This window comes from Streptomyces sp. RPT161, assembly GCF_027533845.1.
GTDB lineage: Bacteria > Actinomycetota > Actinomycetes > Streptomycetales > Streptomycetaceae > Streptantibioticus_A > Streptantibioticus_A silvisoli_A.
Window position 1 is genome coordinate 187,664 of sequence record NZ_JAPZVN010000002.1, and the last position, 16,774, is coordinate 204,437.

At 70.5% G+C, this 16,774-nt stretch carries 13 protein-coding genes; 5 read left to right on the top strand and 8 right to left on the bottom strand.

The genetic code is table 11. The features are described from left to right. The first annotated feature begins 73 nt into the window (after nucleotides 1–73). On the top strand, nucleotides 74–1,456 hold the full coding sequence (locus O5O46_RS05365; protein ID WP_269854072.1) for a glycine--tRNA ligase: 1,383 nt from the start codon (nucleotides 74–76) through the stop codon (nucleotides 1,454–1,456). 63 nt (nucleotides 1,457–1,519) lie between these two features. Here the strand turns inward: O5O46_RS05365 and O5O46_RS05370 are convergent, their stop codons facing one another. The 6 genes from O5O46_RS05370 to O5O46_RS05395 form a co-directional block, all read right to left on the bottom strand. Next, nucleotides 1,520–1,936, bottom strand: a complete 417-nt coding sequence (locus O5O46_RS05370) for a MarR family winged helix-turn-helix transcriptional regulator (RefSeq protein WP_269854073.1) — start codon at nucleotides 1,934–1,936, stop codon at nucleotides 1,520–1,522. Next, the gene (locus O5O46_RS05375; protein WP_269854572.1) at nucleotides 1,936–3,381 is read right to left on the bottom strand and encodes an MFS transporter; all 1,446 of its coding nucleotides are present in this window, start codon (nucleotides 3,379–3,381) and stop codon (nucleotides 1,936–1,938) included. Before O5O46_RS05375 ends, O5O46_RS05370 begins: the two co-directional genes overlap by 1 nt. Nucleotides 3,382–3,472: 91 nt before the next feature. Then, entirely contained in the window at nucleotides 3,473–4,063 is a 591-nt protein-coding gene (locus tag O5O46_RS05380) for a TetR/AcrR family transcriptional regulator (RefSeq protein ID WP_269854074.1), read from the bottom strand. A gap of 27 nt (nucleotides 4,064–4,090) precedes the next feature. Further along, the gene (locus tag O5O46_RS05385) at nucleotides 4,091–5,092 is read right to left on the bottom strand and encodes an aldo/keto reductase (RefSeq protein WP_269854075.1); all 1,002 of its coding nucleotides are present in this window, start codon (nucleotides 5,090–5,092) and stop codon (nucleotides 4,091–4,093) included. 87 nt (nucleotides 5,093–5,179) lie between these two features. After that, nucleotides 5,180–5,758, bottom strand: coding sequence for an NADAR family protein (locus O5O46_RS05390; protein ID WP_269854076.1), 579 nt, complete (start codon nucleotides 5,756–5,758; stop codon nucleotides 5,180–5,182). 93 nt (nucleotides 5,759–5,851) lie between these two features. Next, nucleotides 5,852–7,327, bottom strand: a complete 1,476-nt coding sequence (locus O5O46_RS05395) for an MFS transporter (protein ID WP_269854077.1) — start codon at nucleotides 7,325–7,327, stop codon at nucleotides 5,852–5,854. A 101-nt stretch (nucleotides 7,328–7,428) separates the two neighbouring features. On the opposite strand from O5O46_RS05395, the gene O5O46_RS05400 reads away from it, so the two are divergent. From O5O46_RS05400 to O5O46_RS05415, 4 genes are all read left to right on the top strand, one after another. Beyond that, nucleotides 7,429–8,304, top strand: coding sequence for a helix-turn-helix transcriptional regulator (locus tag O5O46_RS05400; RefSeq protein ID WP_269854078.1), 876 nt, complete (start codon nucleotides 7,429–7,431; stop codon nucleotides 8,302–8,304). 75 nt (nucleotides 8,305–8,379) lie between these two features. Beyond that, complete coding sequence (gene dusB / locus O5O46_RS05405; protein ID WP_269854079.1) at nucleotides 8,380–9,582, top strand: tRNA dihydrouridine synthase DusB; 1,203 nt, start codon at nucleotides 8,380–8,382, stop codon at nucleotides 9,580–9,582. Between the two features lie 381 nt (nucleotides 9,583–9,963). Next, the gene (gene ppdK, locus O5O46_RS05410; protein ID WP_443072396.1) at nucleotides 9,964–12,732 is read left to right on the top strand and encodes a pyruvate, phosphate dikinase; all 2,769 of its coding nucleotides are present in this window, start codon (nucleotides 9,964–9,966) and stop codon (nucleotides 12,730–12,732) included. A 221-nt stretch (nucleotides 12,733–12,953) separates the two neighbouring features. Then, nucleotides 12,954–13,697 (top strand): polysaccharide deacetylase family protein, encoded by a 744-nt coding sequence (locus O5O46_RS05415; protein ID WP_269854573.1) that lies wholly within the window; start codon nucleotides 12,954–12,956, stop codon nucleotides 13,695–13,697. Between the two features lie 57 nt (nucleotides 13,698–13,754). On the opposite strand, the gene O5O46_RS05420 is transcribed toward O5O46_RS05415, so the two are convergent. Both O5O46_RS05420 and O5O46_RS05425 read right to left on the bottom strand, forming a co-directional pair. Then, nucleotides 13,755–15,599, bottom strand: coding sequence for an APC family permease (locus O5O46_RS05420; RefSeq protein ID WP_269854081.1), 1,845 nt, complete (start codon nucleotides 15,597–15,599; stop codon nucleotides 13,755–13,757). A 238-nt stretch (nucleotides 15,600–15,837) separates the two neighbouring features. Beyond that, the gene (locus tag O5O46_RS05425; protein WP_269854082.1) at nucleotides 15,838–16,719 is read right to left on the bottom strand and encodes an oxidoreductase; all 882 of its coding nucleotides are present in this window, start codon (nucleotides 16,717–16,719) and stop codon (nucleotides 15,838–15,840) included. Nucleotides 16,720–16,774: the final 55 nt, after the last annotated feature.

The following is a 16,774-nucleotide window of genomic DNA, read 5'->3' on the forward strand; positions in this document are numbered from 1 at the left end:
CCGGTAACCTGAGTTATTCGCTGGGCCGCAGCGGATCCCACATTGACAGCTTCGTCGTACTGAAGAGAGCACCGTGGCCGCCGACAAGATCGACACCATCGTCAGCCTGAGCAAGCGCCGTGGCTTCGTCTACCCCTGCTCCGAGATCTACGGTGGTCAGCGCGCCGCCTGGGACTACGGACCTTTGGGCGTGGAGCTCAAGGAGAACATCAAGCGTCAGTGGTGGCGCTCCATGGTCACCTCGCGCGACGACGTGGTCGGTATCGACTCGTCGGTGATCCTCGCCCGCGAGGTCTGGGAGGCGTCCGGGCACGTCGCCACCTTCACCGACCCGTTGACCGAGTGCACCTCCTGCCACAAGCGCTTCCGCGCCGACCACCTGGAGGAGGCGTACGAGGCCAAGCACGGCCGGATGCCCGCCAACGGGCTGGCCGACATCAACTGCCCCAACTGCGGCAACAAGGGCGGCTTCACCGAGCCCAAGCAGTTCTCCGGCCTGCTCTCCACCCACCTCGGCCCGACTCAGGACTCCGGCTCGGTGGCCTACCTGCGGCCGGAGACGGCGCAGGGCATCTTCACCAACTTCGCGGCCGTGCAGCAGACCTCGCGCAAGAAGCCGCCGTTCGGCATCGCCCAGGTCGGCAAGTCCTTCCGCAACGAGATCACTCCGGGCAACTTCATCTTCCGCACCCGCGAGTTCGAGCAGATGGAGATGGAGTTCTTCGTCAAGCCGGGCGAGGACGAGAAGTGGCACGAGTACTGGATGGACCAGCGCTGGAACTGGTACCGCGACCTGGGCCTCCGCGAGGAGAACATCCGCTGGTACGAGCACCCGAAGGAGAAGCTCTCCCACTACTCGAAGCGCACCGCTGACATCGAGTACCGCTTCAACTTCGGCGGTACCGAGTTCTCCGAGCTCGAAGGCGTGGCCAACCGCACCGACTACGACCTGAACGCGCACTCCAAGGCCTCCGGCCAGGACCTGTCGTACTTCGACCAGGAGGCGGGCGAGCGCTGGACCCCGTACGTCATCGAGCCCGCGGCCGGTGTCAACCGCGCCATGCTCGCCTTCATGCTCGACGCGTACAACGAGGACGAGGCGCCGAACGCCAAGGGCCAGATGGAGAAGCGCACCGTGATGCGCCTCGACCCGCGCCTCGCCCCGGTCAAGGTCGCCGTGCTGCCGCTGTCCCGCAACCCGCAGCTGTCTCCGAAGGCCAAGGGCCTCGCCGCCGACCTGCGGAAGAACTGGAACATCGAGTTCGATGACGCGGGCGCCATCGGCCGCCGCTACCGCCGCCAGGACGAGATCGGCACGCCGTTCTGCGTCACGATCGACTTCGACACCCTGGACGACAACGCGGTGACGGTGCGCGAGCGCGACACCATGAAGCAGGAGCGGGTCTCGCTGGACCAGGTACAGGCCTACCTGGGCGGCCGTCTGCTCGGCTGCTGACGCGTACGGCGAAGGGGCCGGAGGCTGTGGATCACAGCCTCCGGCCCCTTCGCCGTCTGTGCGTCAGGCCAGCAACTGGTCGACGATCCGGTCCAGCGCCGCCAGGTCCCCGGGCGGCAGGGCGAGCAGCGCCTCGGGCGGGGTGTCGAGTATGCGGTCGGCCTCGTCGGCCGCGGCCTTGCCCCGCGGGGTGATGTGCACCAGCTTGGAGCGGCGGTCCGCCGGGTTGGCGGTGCGCTCCACCAGACCGCGCTTGGCCAGGTCGTCCACGATCAGGGTGGCGTAGGGGGCGTCGATCACCATGTACTCGGCCAGCGACCGCAGGGTGTGCGGCTGGGCGGCGATCCGCCGTAGCGCCTTGACCCGGTTGAAGCTCATGCCCAGTGCCTCGGCGACCTCCTTGCGGCGGTCGTGCTGCTCCAGCAGCAGCACTCTCAGGTCGTGCCAGACCCGTGTGGCGGTCTGCGTTCTGTCGTCCATCACGCGTTCACCGGCATCCTGATCTCCTCGGCCTTCAGGCGGTCCGCCGCACGGTCCGCCGTGCCGCGTGCCCAGCGGCCGGAGGTGATGCTACCGATCAGGAAAACGGCCGCTCCACACCCGGCGATGATCCACCAGGCGGTCCTGCCGGCCGTCACGAAGCCCGCCGCGTAGCCGCCCGCCGCGCCCGAGGCCATCACCGAGCCGATGACGGCGACCCCGAGGGAGGCGCCGACCTGGCGGCTGGTGGAGGCGACGGCCGCCGCCACGCCCGCCTGCGAGCGCGGCATTCCGGACACGGCGGTGTTGGTGATCGGCGCGTTGACCAGCCCGAAGCCGATGCCGAAGGCGATGTACGCGCCGATCACCAGGCCCAGCGAGACGTTCACGGAGAACAGCAGGGCCATCCCCACTCCACTGCCGCACATCGCCGTCCCGGCCACCAGCAGCGGCAGCCGTGGCCCCCGGGAGCCGACGATCCGGCCGGAGAGCGGGGCGAAGAACAGCGACATGGTGGCCATCGGCAGCATCATCAGACCCGCGTGCAGGGCGTCGAGATGGCGCAGGTCCTGTAGGTAGAGGGTGTTGAGGAAAAGGAACCCGCCCAGCGCGGCGAACCCGCAGATCGCTATCACGGTCGCGCCGGAGAACGGCGCGCTCCGGAAGAACCGCAGGTCCAGCAGGGGTTCGGCGCGCCGAGGTTCGTACCAGAGCAGACCGGCGAGGGAGGCGACGGCGATCAGCAGGCAGCTGATGATCAGCGGGTTGCCGATGCCCTTGCCGGGCGTCTCGATGATCGCGTAGGTCACCCCGGCGAGCAGCAGGATCATCAGCAACTGGCCGATCGGATCGGCCCGGCGCGGCTTGGGGGCGCGCGACTCCGGGACGAACAGCCTGGTCAGGGTGAGCGCCAGCAGGCCTATGGGTACGTTGAGCCAGAAGATCGCCCGCCAGCCGGTGGTCTCCACCAGCAGCCCGCCGATCACCGGCCCCGCCGACATGCTTATGCCGACCACGCCGCCCCACACACCGATGGCGCGGGCGCGTTCCTTCGGTTCGGTGAAGACGTTGGTGATGATCGACATCGCGACGGGGTTGAGCATCGAGCCGCCCACCGCCTGGAGCATCCGGAACCCCACCAGCCAGGGCAGACCCGGCGCCAGGCTGCACAGCAGGGAGGCGAGGGTGAAGATGGCCAGCCCCACCTGGAAGGTGCGGCGGCGGCCGATCCGGTCGGCGGTCGAGCCGGAGAGCATCAGGAAGCTGGCGAGCACCAGCGTGTAGGCGTCGATCGTCCACTGCAGACCGGAGACGGTGGTGTGCAGCTCCCGCTGCATCGACGGCAGCGCGACGTTCAGCACGGTGTTGTCGAGGCTGACCATCAGCAGGGACATGCAGCAGATGCCCAGTACGAGGAAGCGTCGTCTGCGGCTCAGCTCTGGCACGGCCACTCCGGAATGTTAGTTGTACATATGTAATTATTTCTATCGTACAACTAGTGTCCGCAGTGGCCAAAGAGGCTCGCTGTGCGCCGGCCTACACCGCGAGCCCGCGCAGGACCAGGGCGCAGACGGCCTCGAACGCCGGGTGGATGCCCTCCTCGCCCCAGTCGGCCGCGTAGGCCGGGTCGTGGAACCTGCCGGTGGCGTCCCATGCGGCGCGCGCCGCGGCCAGCGGATCGGTGCCGGCGGGCAGGCCCAACTCGCCCTTCGCCACGCCCTCTTGGATGATCTGCGCCAACTGCCGTACCAGCGTGTCGATATGGCGGGCGACCACCTGGCTGTTCTCGCCGGCGAGCACCATGTACGTGGCGAACAGCTCCGGATCGTCGCCCGCCTTGGCCCGCTTGGCCGCGAACAGCGCCGCGAGCCAGCCGCGCAGCCGCTCCGGCGCGGGGCGTTCCGCCCGCGCCAGCAGGGACAGCGTCTCGTGCGACTGGTCCAGCCAGCGCTCGGTCACCGCCTCGCGCAGCGCGGCCTTGCTGGGGAAGTGCCGGTACACGCTGCCGTGGCTGACCCCCAGGGCCCGGGCCACATCGACCACGGTCGCCTTGGCGGGACCGAAGCGGCGCAGCACGTCCTCGGTGGCTTCGAGGATGCGGTCGGGGGTCAGCGTCTCCGGCGGCATGGAAGGGCCAGCCTTTCTGGTGGGCTACTACTTCTTGCTGTCGAGGTCGTGCATGTGTGCGGCCGGGTAGCGGTCGCCCGCGGCGGCGCCGGCTGGGACGGCCTTCTCGATCGCCGCCAGGTCCGCCGCGTCCAGGGTGACGTCCAGTGCGCCCAGCGCCTCGGTGAGGCGGTCGCGGGTCCGTGCGCCGACCAGCGGCACGATGTCCTCGCCGCGGGAGAGCACCCAGGCGATGGCGATCTGAGCGACGGTAGCACCCTTGCTGTCGGCCGTCCGGCCCAGCGCCTCGACCAGGTCGAGGTTGCGGTCCAGGTTCTCGCCGCTGAACCGCGGGCTCATGCTGCGGAAGTCGCCCGCCGTCGTTTTGCGGTCGCGGGACCAGTGGCCGCTGAGCAGACCGCGGGAGAGCACGCCGTACGCGGTCACGCCGATGCCCAGCTCGCGGCAGGTCGGCAGGATCTCCCGTTCGATGTCCCGGGAGAACAGCGAGTACTCGATCTGCAGGTCGCTGATCGGGGCCACCGAGGCGGCCCGGCGGATGGTCTCCGCGCCGACCTCGGACAGGCCGATGTGCCGTACGTATCCGGCCTGCACCGCCTCGGCGATGGCGCCGACGGTCTCCTCGATCGGCACCGCCGGGTCGAGCCGGGCGATCCGGTAGACGTCGATGTGGTCGGTGCCGAGCCGCTGGAGCGAGTAGGCCAGGAAGTTCCTCACCGCCTCGGGGCGGCCGTCGTAGCCGGACCAGCCGCCGCCCGGGTCGCGCAGGGCGCCGAACTTCACGCTGAGCAGTGCGTTCTCCCGGCCCTGCCTGCTGCTCTCCAGGGCCTCCCGGATCAGCAGTTCGTTGTGGCCCATGGCGTAGAAGTCGCCGGTGTCCAGCAGGGTGATCCCGGTGTCGAGGGCGGCGTGGATGGTGGCGATGGACTCCCCGCGGTCGGCCTGGCCGTACATCGCGGACATGCCCATGCAGCCGAGACCGAGGGCCGAGGTGGTGGGGCCGGTGGCGCCGAGGGTGCGGGTCTGCATGTGGTGCTCCTTCGATGGGGTGCACGACAAGAATGGCATGCGCGATGACAGATTTCAATATTTGTCATCGCGCAGCATCGATGCGCCTCAGCCCAGTCGTGACCTGGTCTCCATGAGGGCGAAGCCCAGCAGGTTCGACCCCCGCCACCGCGCCGGATCCGCGGCGCGCTCGTCGTCCGCCGCCAGGCCGATGCCCCAGACCCGGTCCAGCGGGCTGGCCTCCACCAGCACCCGCGACCGGGTGCCCAGCAGGAAGTCGCGCAGGGCCGGGTGCTGGCCGAACTTGGCGACGTTCCCCTCGACCACCAGATCCCAGCGGTGCCGCGCCCACAACTCCTCCTCGAAACCGCGTACTTGGCGGCCGAGCGCCTTCGCCTCGTTGGGGTGCCCTGCGGCCAGCACCTCCGCCGCGGTCCGCTCGTCCCCGAACAGCCGGGCCTTGCCCGCCATCATCCAGTGCTCGGCCGTCGGATACCGGACGCCGTCCACAGCGAACTCCGCGGGCCACCACTGGCTCAGGCACGACGGCCCGACGCTTCCGTCCCGCGTGGGCCGATGGCCCCAGAACATCAGGTACTTGGGCACCGCCCCGCCGGCCACCAGGGCGGCCAGCGCCTCCCGGTCCCGCACCTCGGAGACGTGACTGATCCGCTGCGTTTCACTCATGCGGTAGATCGTGGCAGGGCAGTATGACAACGAGCCCGCGGATCACGGCGATCACCCCCGTACCGCCGTTGTCCGCGGGCCCGTACCCCGTCGTCACCGCACCTGACGCGGTAGCCGCAGGCTCAGCGCGACCGCCGCCGCGCCGCCCGCCACCTGCACCAGGATCGCCGTCACCAGCGCGTCCCGCATGCCGACCGAGGACGCCAGCGACAGGAACAAGGTGCCCAGGGTCGCCACCCCGAGCGCCAGCGAGGACTGCTGGGTGGTCACCATCACGCCGCTGCCCACCCCGGCGCGGTCCGCCGGAACCTCCGACAGCACGATCCGGAACACCGTGCTCATCGCCAGCCCCTGGCCGAAGCCGAGCACCGCCATGCCGGGCGCGAAGTCCAGCGGACCCATGTGCGGCCACGACGACAGCGCCGCCGCCACCACGACCAGCAGCCCGATGCCCTGGACGGCCAGTCCCGTGGTCACCACCCGGCGCCCGTGCCGCACCACCAGCCGCGGCGCGAGCAGGGAGGCGGTGAAGAACGCCACCGCCATCGGCGCCAGCGCGCTGCCCGCCCCCACCGGGCCCAGCCGCAGCCCCTGCTGGAGCCCGACCGCCATCACGAACATGAAGCCGCCGAATCCGGTGAAGAACGGCAGCGCCACCAGCAGACCGCTGCGCATCCCGTGGTTGGCCAGCAGCGACGGCGGAACCAGCGGGTCCGCGCCGGAGGCCTCGGCGCGCCGCTCCACCAGCCAGAACCCGGCCGCCACGAACGGCGCCGCGGCCAGCAGCAGCCAGCACCACAGCGGCCAGCCGACCGCCTTGCCCTCCATCAGCGGCACCAGCAGTGCCAGCAGTGTCGCGGCCAGCAGCACCGTGCCCCTGCCGTCGATCCGCGCGGGCTTCGCCGACCGGGTCTCCGGGACCGTACGCAGCGCCAGCAGCATCGCCGCGGCCGCCACGGGGACGTTCACCAGGAAGATGGAGCGCCAGCCGGTGCCCACGAGGTCCGCGGCGACCAGCCAGCCGCCCAGCATCTGGCCGGCCACCGCCGCTATGCCGCCGGTCGCGCCGTACAGGCCCAGCGCCCGGCCACGCCGCGCACCGGTGGTGGTGGACTGGATGGTGGCCAGCACCTGCGGCAGCATCATCGCGGACGCCGCGCCCTGGGCGACCCGGGCGCCCACCAGCGTCCAGGCGTCCGGCGCCAGACCGCAGGCCAGCGAGGTGAGCGCGAAGAGCGCGGTGCCGATGAGGAAGAGGCGGCGGCGGCCGATCATGTCGCCGAGCCGTCCGCCCAGCACCAGCAGCACCGCGTACGCCACGCCGTAGCCCGCCGCGACCATTTCCAGCAGCGCCGGGCCGGTGTGCAGATCGCGCTCGATGGTGGGCAGTGCGACGTTGACGATAAAGAAGTCGATCATAGGGAGCGCCGCGCCGAGCAGCAGGGTGAGCAGGCCCAGCGGGCTGAGCACCGGTGACGCGGCGGAGTCCGGGCTGCCGAGGCGCCGGACGGTTGGCCGGACCGTGGCCCGGGAGGGCTGGAGTTCGGTCTGTTCGATCTGTGTCTTCACGGCCACCACGATGCTGGCCTGCTTAAAGGGGTACCAGAGTGTGGTTATCCAGGTATTGGAAGCACCTGGCAACCGTCTCAGGGGTACGGCACCCTGGTTGCATGAGCGTGAGCACCGATGTACGCCGACGCGAACTGGCCGACTTCCTGCGCAGCCGTCGCGAGCGCATCACTCCCGACCAGGTGGGCCTGCCCACGGGTTCGCGCCGCCGCACCCCGGGTCTGCGGCGCGAGGAGGTGGCGCAGCTGTCCGCGGTCGGCGTCACCTGGTACACGTGGCTTGAGCAGGCCCGCGACATCCAGGTCTCGGCACAGGTGCTGGACGCGGTGGCCCGTACGCTCATGCTCGACCCCGGTGAGCGCGCCCATCTGTTCGTGCTGGCCGGGGTCTCCGACCCGGTGCCGAGCAAGGACTGCCCCACGGTGACTCCCTCGGTGCGGGCCGCCATGGAACAGCTGGAGCCGCTGCCCGCCTGCGTCATGAACGGGCGGTACGACATCCTCGCGTACAACCGCGTCTACGGGCGGCTGGTGGCCGACCTGGACGCCCTGCCGCCGGAGGACCGCAACGTGATGTGGCTGGTGTTCACCGATCCCGCCTGGCGCGAGGCGGTGGTCGACCGGGACGAGGTGATGCGCCGCTGCACCGCCCAGTTCCGCGCCGGGATGGGCGAGTACCTGGCCGAGCCGGTGTGGACCCATCTGGTCAAGCGGCTGGAGCGGGCGTCGGAGGAGTTCCGGGAGATCTGGCGGGAGCACGAGGTCGCCCCGCCGTCCAACCGGCCCAAGCGCTTCCTCAACAGCCGGGTCGGGCTGCTCAACATGGAGCACACCAGCATGTGGCTGCGCCCGCGCAGCGGCACCCGCATGGTGGTCTACACCCCACTGGACGAGGAGACCCGTATCCGGCTTGAGCGGCTGCGCGAGCTGGCGGTCACGGAGGGGGAGCTGCGGGAACGGGTGCCGGTGACGGTCTGAGCGGTGCCGGCGCGGCGGTGGGGGACAATGGGAGATCGCCCGTACCGTCCGCCGTCCGAAGGAAAGCCCGCCGCGATGACGAACCTGCAGATCGGTCCGCACACCGTGTCGCCGCCCGTGGTGCTCGCACCGATGGCCGGGATCACCAACGCGCCGTTCCGCACGCTGTGCCGGGAGTTCGCTGAGGGCGCCGGCTGGGGGGCCGGCTCGCGGCGAAGCCGCGGTGGAACGCGGCGACTCCCGGGAGATCGCGGCTCCGGGAGCAAGGGGCTGTTCGTCTCCGAGATGATCACCACCCGGGCGCTGGTCGAGCGCAACGAGAAGACCATGCAGCTGATCCACTTCGACGAGACCGAGCGCCCGCGCTCGATCCAGCTGTACGGCGTCGACCCGGTGACCGTCGGCAAGGCGGTCCGCATGATCGTGGACGAGGACCTCGCCGACCACATCGACCTCAACTTCGGCTGCCCGGTGCCCAAGGTGACGCGCAAGGGCGGTGGTTCCGCGCTGCCGTTCAAGCGGCACCTGCTCCGCGCGATCCTGCGGGAGGCGGTGGGCAACGCCGGAGCGCTGCCGGTGACGATCAAGATGCGCAAGGGCATCGACGACGACCACCTCACCTACCTCGACGCCGGGCGCATCGCCGTTGAGGAAGGCGTCACCGCGGTCGCGCTGCACGGCCGCACCGCGGCCCAGCACTACGGCGGCACCGCCGACTGGTCGGCCATCGCCCGGCTGAAGGAGGCCGTCCCGGAGATCCCGGTGCTGGGCAACGGCGACATCTGGTGCGCCGAGGACGCGGTGCGGATGATGCGCGAGACCGGCTGTGACGGTGTGGTGGTGGGCCGCGGCTGCCTTGGGCGGCCATGGCTGTTCGGCGACCTGGTGGGCGTCTTCGAGGGCGAGGGCGGCAGCGCCCGGCCGACGTTCCGGGAGGTCGCCGAGGTGATGCGGCGGCACGCCGAACTGCTCGCCGAGTGGCTGGGCGACGAGGAGCGCGGCGTCATCGACTTCCGCAAGCATGTCGCCTGGTACACCAAGGGGTTCTCGGTCGGCTCGCAGATGCGCCAGCGGCTGGCCATGTCGTCCTCGCTGGCCGAACTGGACGAGCATCTGAGCGCGTTGGACCTGGACCAGCCGTGGCCGGAGGGCGCCGAGGGGCCGCGCGGGCGTACCGCCGGTACCAAGCGGGTTGTGCTGCCGGACGGTTGGCTGAAGGACCCCTACGACTGCGCGATGGTGAGCGCCGACGCGGAGTTGGACACCTCCGGCGGCTGAGTGTTTCGGGCACGCTCCCCCTGTCCAACATGTGAGACGAGAGCGGGGGGTGTGCGCGTGATTCTCGCCACGCATGATTAGTCACCTGCTCATTTGAGCACCGTGATCGTGTGGCATCGAGTGCCGTCATGTCTCCAATTCATGGCACGGGGTGTCACGGGTGTTAACTTCAGCGGCTGTACGCAACCGTCACGCTGGGTGGCCGTCTGGAGTTCAAACCCGCGGCTTCCGCGCTCATGTGTTCAGGTTCTAAACGCGGATGAGCGCTCAGTCGGCAAGTGTGGATCGCAGGCCGGATGAGCCATTCCGCTTTCGATCTGCTGGCAGACGAGTGGTTACGCCCATATGACATGGCCGTAGACGCACTGCGCTGCCTTGGAGATGGGTACGCTCCCCGCCGTCAGGGCACACCCCCGTGGGCGAGGAGTCGGTCCAGTGTCGGAACAGCAAACACCGCGGAAGTTCGTCTACGACTTCACTGAGGGCAACAAGGACCTGAGGGACCTGCTCGGTGGCAAGGGCGCGAACCTCGCCGAGATGACCAACCTCGGTCTGCCGGTACCTCCCGGCTTCACCATCACCACCGAAGCCTGCAAGGTCTACCTGGACTCCGGCAGCGAACCCGCGGAGCTGCGCGACGAGGTGAGCGCCCACCTCGCCGACCTGGAACAGCGCATGGGCAAGCGCCTCGGCCAGAGCGACAACCCGCTGCTGGTGTCGGTGCGCTCCGGCGCGAAGTTCTCCATGCCCGGAATGATGGACACCGTCCTCAACATCGGCCTGTCCGACGCCTCGGTGGCCGGTCTCGCCGCCCAGGCGGGCGACGAGCGGTTCGCCTGGGACTCCTACCGCCGCCTTGTCCAGATGTTCGGCAAGACGGTGCTGGGCGTGGACGGCGACCTGTTCGAGGAGGCACTGGACGAGGCCAAGCAGGCCAAGGGAGCCAGCAGCGACCTCGGGCTGGACGCGGCCGACCTGCGGCAACTGGTCGAGGACTTCAAGCAGATCGTGCTGAAGGAGGCGGGCCGCGAGTTCCCGCAGGACCCGCGCGAGCAGATGGACCTCGCCATAAGGGCGGTGTTCGACTCCTGGAACGGTGAGCGCGCCAAGCTCTACCGCCGCCAGGAGCGCATCCCGCACGACCTCGGCACCGCCGTCAACGTCTGCTCGATGGTTTTCGGCAACCTCGGCCCCGACTCCGGCACCGGTGTGGCCTTCACCCGCGACCCGGCCAGCGGCCAGCAGGGCGTCTACGGCGACTACCTGCAGAACGCACAGGGCGAGGACGTCGTCGCGGGCATCCGCAACACCGTGCCGCTCGCCGATCTGGAGCGCATCGACAAGCCGTCCTACGACGAGCTGATGCAGATCATGGAGACGCTGGAGACGCACTACAAGGACCTGTGCGACATCGAGTTCACCATCGAGCGCGGCAGGCTGTGGATGCTCCAGACGCGGGTCGGCAAGCGCACCGCCGCCGCGGCGTTCCGGATCGCCACCCAGCTCGTCGACCAGGGGCTGATCGACGAGGCCGAGGCGCTCCAGCGGGTCAACGGGGCGCAGCTCGCCCAGCTGATGTTCCCGCGCTTCGACGAGGGAGCCACCGCCGAACTGCTCGGCCGGGGCATCGCGGCATCGCCCGGCGCGGCCGTCGGCAAGGCGGTCTTCGACTCGTACACCGCCGTCAAGTGGTCGCGTTCCGGGGAGAAGGTCATCCTGATCCGCCGCGAGACCAACCCCGACGACCTCAACGGCATGATCGCCGCCGAGGGAATCCTGACCTCGCGCGGCGGCAAGACCTCGCACGCGGCCGTGGTCGCCCGCGGTATGGGCAAGACCTGTGTGTGCGGCGCCGAGGAACTCGAAGTCGACACCAAGCGGCGGCGGTTGACCGCGCCCGGCGGGGTGGTGGTAGAGGAGGGCGACCTGGTCTCCATCGACGGCTCCACCGGCAAGGTCTACCTCGGCGAGGTGCCGGTCGTCCCGTCCCCGGTCGTGGAGTACTTCGAGGGCCGGATGCACGCGGGCGCCGACGACGCCGACGAACTGGTCCAGGCCGTGCACCGGGTCATGGCCTACGCCGACCGGGTGCGCCGCCTTCGGGTACGCGCCAACGCCGACAACGCCGAAGACGCCGCCCGGGCGCGGCGGTTCGGCGCCCAGGGCATCGGACTGTGCCGCACCGAGCACATGTTCCTCGGCGACCGCCGCGAGTTGGTCGAGCGGCTGATCCTCGCCGACCACGACGACGAGCGGGCCAGTGCCCTCGACGCCCTGCTGCCGCTGCAGCGCCAGGACTTCATCGACCTCTTCGAGGCGATGGACGGACTGCCGGTCACCGTACGGCTGTTGGACCCGCCGCTGCACGAGTTCCTGCCGGACATCACCGATCTTTCGGTACGGGTGGCGCTCGCCGAGTCGCGCAAGGAGGCGCACGAGAACGACCTGCGGCTGCTCCAGGCCGTGCACCGGCTGCACGAGCAGAACCCAATGCTCGGACTGCGCGGCGTACGGCTCGGCCTGGTCATTCCCGGCCTGTTCACCATGCAGGTACGGGCCATCGCCGAGGCCGCCGCCGAGCGGCGCGAGTCGGGCGGCGACCCGCGTGCGGAGATCATGATCCCGCTGGTGGGCACGGTGCAGGAGCTGGAGCTGGTCCGCGAGGAGGCCGAGAAGGTCATCGCGGAGATCGAGGCCCGCAGCGGCGTCGACCTCGGCCTGAAGCTGGGCACGATGATCGAGCTGCCGCGCGCCGCGCTGACCGCCGGGCAGATCGCGGAGGCCGCCGAGTTCTTCTCCTTCGGCACCAACGACCTCACCCAGACCGTGTGGGGCTTCTCCCGTGACGACGTGGAGGCAAGCTTCTTCACCGCGTACCTGGAGAAGGGCATCTTCGGCGTCAGCCCCTTCGAGACCATCGACCGGGACGGCGTGGGCTCCCTGGTCAGGCACGCGGTCGAGGCGGGCCGGGCCACCCGGCCGGACCTCAAGCTGGGCGTGTGCGGCGAGCACGGCGGCGACCCGGAGTCCGTCCACTTCTTCCACGAGGTGGGGCTGGACTACGTCTCCTGCTCACCGTTCCGCATCCCGGTCGCGCGCCTGGAGGCGGGCCGCGCCGCGTCGCGTAGCGAGGGAAGCGACAACCGCTAGGCCATTTCCGGAAAACCCTCACTGGAAGGCGGCGCCCTGTGCGGAGGGCGCCGCCTTTCATTTCTCTGTGCGTTCCCCGTCGGGCGCGGAGCGCGGCTCGCGCACCTCGCCGGAAACGGGGCTGGCCGGTGCGTTCCTCCACGGGCGTGCGTGACCGGTGCGTGCGTGTTTTGGTGTATATGCGGTGGGCGGCGGTGCTGATGGGAGGCGGGGTGAGTGCCATGCCGGTCCTGGCGGCCCGGGGGCTGGCGGGGCTGGCGGTGGCTGCCCTCACCGCGGTGCTCACCGCCTGCGGCGGCGGGCCGCACGTCTCCGGGGGGCGGACCACGCCCGGTCAGGTGGCGGGCGTCGACTGTCTGCGGGCCAGGTGCCTGGCGCTGAGCTACGACGACGGCCCCTCCCCGTACACCGCGCCGCTGCTACGAGTGCTGGAGGGGCGGCACGCCACCGCGACGTTCTTCCTGATCGGGCGGCAGGTGCGCGGCTACCGGCAGGACGTACGGCGCCAGTACCGGGACGGCGACGCCATCGGTGACCACACGGTCAGCCACCCCGACCTCACCCGCCTCTCCTCCGCCCGGGTCAGGTACCAGATCACCACCGCGGCACGGCAGATCGCGGCGGCCGACGGCCTCACCCCGACCATGCTCCGGCCGCCCTACGGCGCACAGGACGCGCGGATACGGGCGCTGGCCCGGGCGGCCGGGCTGTCCGTGGTGATGTGGAACGACGATCCACGCGACTGGCAGGTACGGGACGCACCCGTCATCGAACGCCAGGTGCTGGAGCAGGCCCGGCCCGGCGGCATAGTGGAACTGCACGACCGCTACGCCGCCACGGTAGCGGCGACCCCGCACCTCATCGACGCGCTCCGCGCCCGCGGCTACACCCTCGTCACGATCCCCCAACTCTTCGCCCACTCCGGCGGCCTGCGGCCGGGAGCCGTGTACTTCCACGGGCCATGAGACGGGTTCGGGGAAGCCGGGGCCGGCCCCCCAACCCCTGTACCGCCGCCGAAGACGTCAGCCGAGGCGGAAACGCAACCGGCAGATGACCGCGTCGGTGTCCCTGCGGACCGCGTGGGCCAGTACCGCGCCGCGCTGGTTCTGCAGCAGCCGCTGCCACAGGTGCGCGGGCTCGACCTCCGGGATCATCACGGTGATCCGGGTACCGGGGCGCTCGGCCGTCAGGTCGCGGATCAGCTGGGTCACCGGACGGCCCAACGCCCGCCGGGGGCAGGGCAGTTCGACCAGCGGCACGCCCGGGTTCCACAGGTCCCAGTCGCGGCGCAGCGACTCCGTGTGCGCCTGGTCCTCCGGGTCGGGCGCGGTGACCGTCACCGCCATCACCTCGTCGCCGAGCGAGGACGCCGCGGTCAGCGCCTCGCTGGTCAGCCGGGAGAGCGTGGAGACCGGCACGATGACCAGCGACCGGTCGCGGCGCGGCGGTTCGGGGACGCGGCCCAGCCCCAGTGTCTCGCCGATCCGGGTGTACGCCCGGTGGATCCGCTCGAAAAGCAGCACCAGCAGCGGCAGCGCGACCACGATGATCCAGGCGCCCTCGGTGAACTTCGTGGCCGTCACGATGACCGCCGCGACACCGGTCAGTACCGCGCCGAAGGCGTTCAGCCCGGCCTTGGCCGCCCAGCCGGAGGACCGCTCCGCACGCCAGTGGATCACCATGCCCACCTGGCAGATGGTGAAGCCGACGAAGACACCGATGGCGAACAGCGGCACGATCGTGTTCGTGTCACCGCCGGAGAACACCAGCAGCGCCGCCGACACCGCCGCCAGCGCCAGCACACCGTGCCGGTGCACCTGGCGGTCGGCCTTGAGCGCGAAGACATGCGGCAGGTGGTTGTCCCGGGCCAGCAGCGCCATCAGCACCGGCAGTCCGCCGAACGAGGTGTTGGCGGCCAGCGCCAGCAGGATCATGGTGGCGAACTGCACCACGTAGAAGGCCCAGTTGTGGCCGAGCGAGGCGTCCGCCAGCTGGGCCAGGACGGTGACCCCTTCGACCGGCTGTAGATGGAACCGGCCGATCAGCACCGAAAGGCCGATCAGCATGATGCCCAGCAGCGCGCCCAGCGCGACCTCGGTACGCTGCGCCCGCTTGACGCGCGGGGTGCGGAAGGTCGGTACGGCGTTGGCGATCGCCTCCACACCGGTCAGCGCGGAGCATCCGGCGGAGAACGCCTTGAGCAGCAGCAGCGCGCCCACGGTGGTGGCGTTGGCGGCCACCACGGAGCTGTGCCCGGCGGCGGTCACCGTGCTCGCCGGATGGTCGCGGAACAGGCCCACCACTATGAGGGCCAGGATCGAGCCGACGAAGACGATGGTCGGGACCATGAACACCCGCGCCGACTCGGCGATGCCGCGCAGGTTGACCGCGGTGACCACGACGAGCACCGCGAGGCACAGCCACAGCCGGTCGCCGTAGAGCGCGGGGAAGGCGGAGGTGAGCGCGGCGACACCGGCGGTGACCGAGACCGCCACATTGAGCACGTAGTCCAGGATCAGCGAGGCCGCCGCCACCAGACTGGTGCGGCGGCCCAGGTGTGTCCTGGCCACCGCGTACGACCCGCCGCCGTTCGGGAACGCGGCGATGACTTGGCGGTAGGAGGCGACGAGCACCGCCAGCAGGGCGGCGATCGCCAGGGTCACCGGAAGCGTGTAGCCCAGGCCGTGCGCCCCGGCCGCGGCCAGCACCAGCACGATCGACTCCGGGCCGTAGGCCACGGAGGCCATCGCGTCCAGCGAGAGGGCGGCCAGGCCGCCCAGGGCGGTCAGCTTGTGGCGGTCGCCGGTATCAGGGGGCTGCTCGCGGGTCGTGGCGGGATCTGTGGACTGCGACGCTGTGGTGGTCATGCGGCGTGGTACCTCCGTACGGGAGATCTCAGAATTCCCGCGCGCGGGGGCGCACCCCGGTTCCCTAGCGCCGTCTTTGCACGCACCACCTCTTCCCTGACGGGATCTTTACGCGGCTCGCCCACCGCCCACCCGGTACCGTTCAGTGTGCGGTTGGCGGTGCGCCGCGGCGGCTTGCCCCCGCCCACCCCGCCGTGACCCCAAGCCCGGCGGCGGGCGCGCCGCCAAACAGGCTGGGCTAGTCCAGTGCCTCGTACCGGACGCCGGTCAGTTGCTCGGACGCCGCCCAAAGCCGCTCCGCGGCGACATCGTTACGGGTCCACGGCGCACGCCAGGAGAGCCCCGGCGCGCCCCCAAACGCCAGGAACCGGGGCCCGAGGAACGCGTCGCCCCGCACCCCCGCCGCCGTGGCGGCGTAGAGCGTCGGCAGCGCCCCCGCCCGCGGCGACTGCGCGACGAGGTTGCCGAGCCGAACGAAGCCCTTCTGAAGATTGGTGTCCGCGTAACCGGGATGCGCCGCGGCGGCGATCACATCGGATCCGGCCGCCCGCAACCTGCCGGCCAGTTCATGGACGAACAGCAGGTTGGCGGTCTTCGACCGCCCGTAGGCCATCCAACGCCCGTACCTGCGCTCACTGTTGAGATCACCGGGATCGATGTTGGCGATGGCGTGCAACCCGCTGGAGACGCTCACCACCCGGGCGCCCGGCGTAGCCAGAAGCAGCGGCAGCAGCAGCCCGGTCAGCGCGAAGTGCCCGAGGTGGTTGACACCGAACTGCGTCTCGAAGCCGTCCACCGTCCTGGCGTAGGGCACCGCCATCACGCCCGCGTTGTTGACCAGCAGGTCAAGGCGTTCGCCGGGAAAGTCCCCGGCGAACGCCCGCACCGTCGCGAGATCCGCGAGGTCCAGATGGCGGTAGGCGGCCCGGGCCGACGGTACCTCGCGGACCAACCGCTCGACCGCCGCCTGTCCGCGCCGCTCGCTGCGGCAGGCGAGCACGACGTGTGCGCCGTGCCGGGCCAGCTCCCGCGCCACGCAGTAACCGATGCCGCTGTTGGCACCGGTGACCACCGCGGTACGGCCGGTCTGATCGGGTATGTCGTTCGCGGTCCAGCCCATCGCACCAGCCCGTTCGTCGCTCGGCTTTGGCGGGCACCTACCCGGCCTCGCGGTG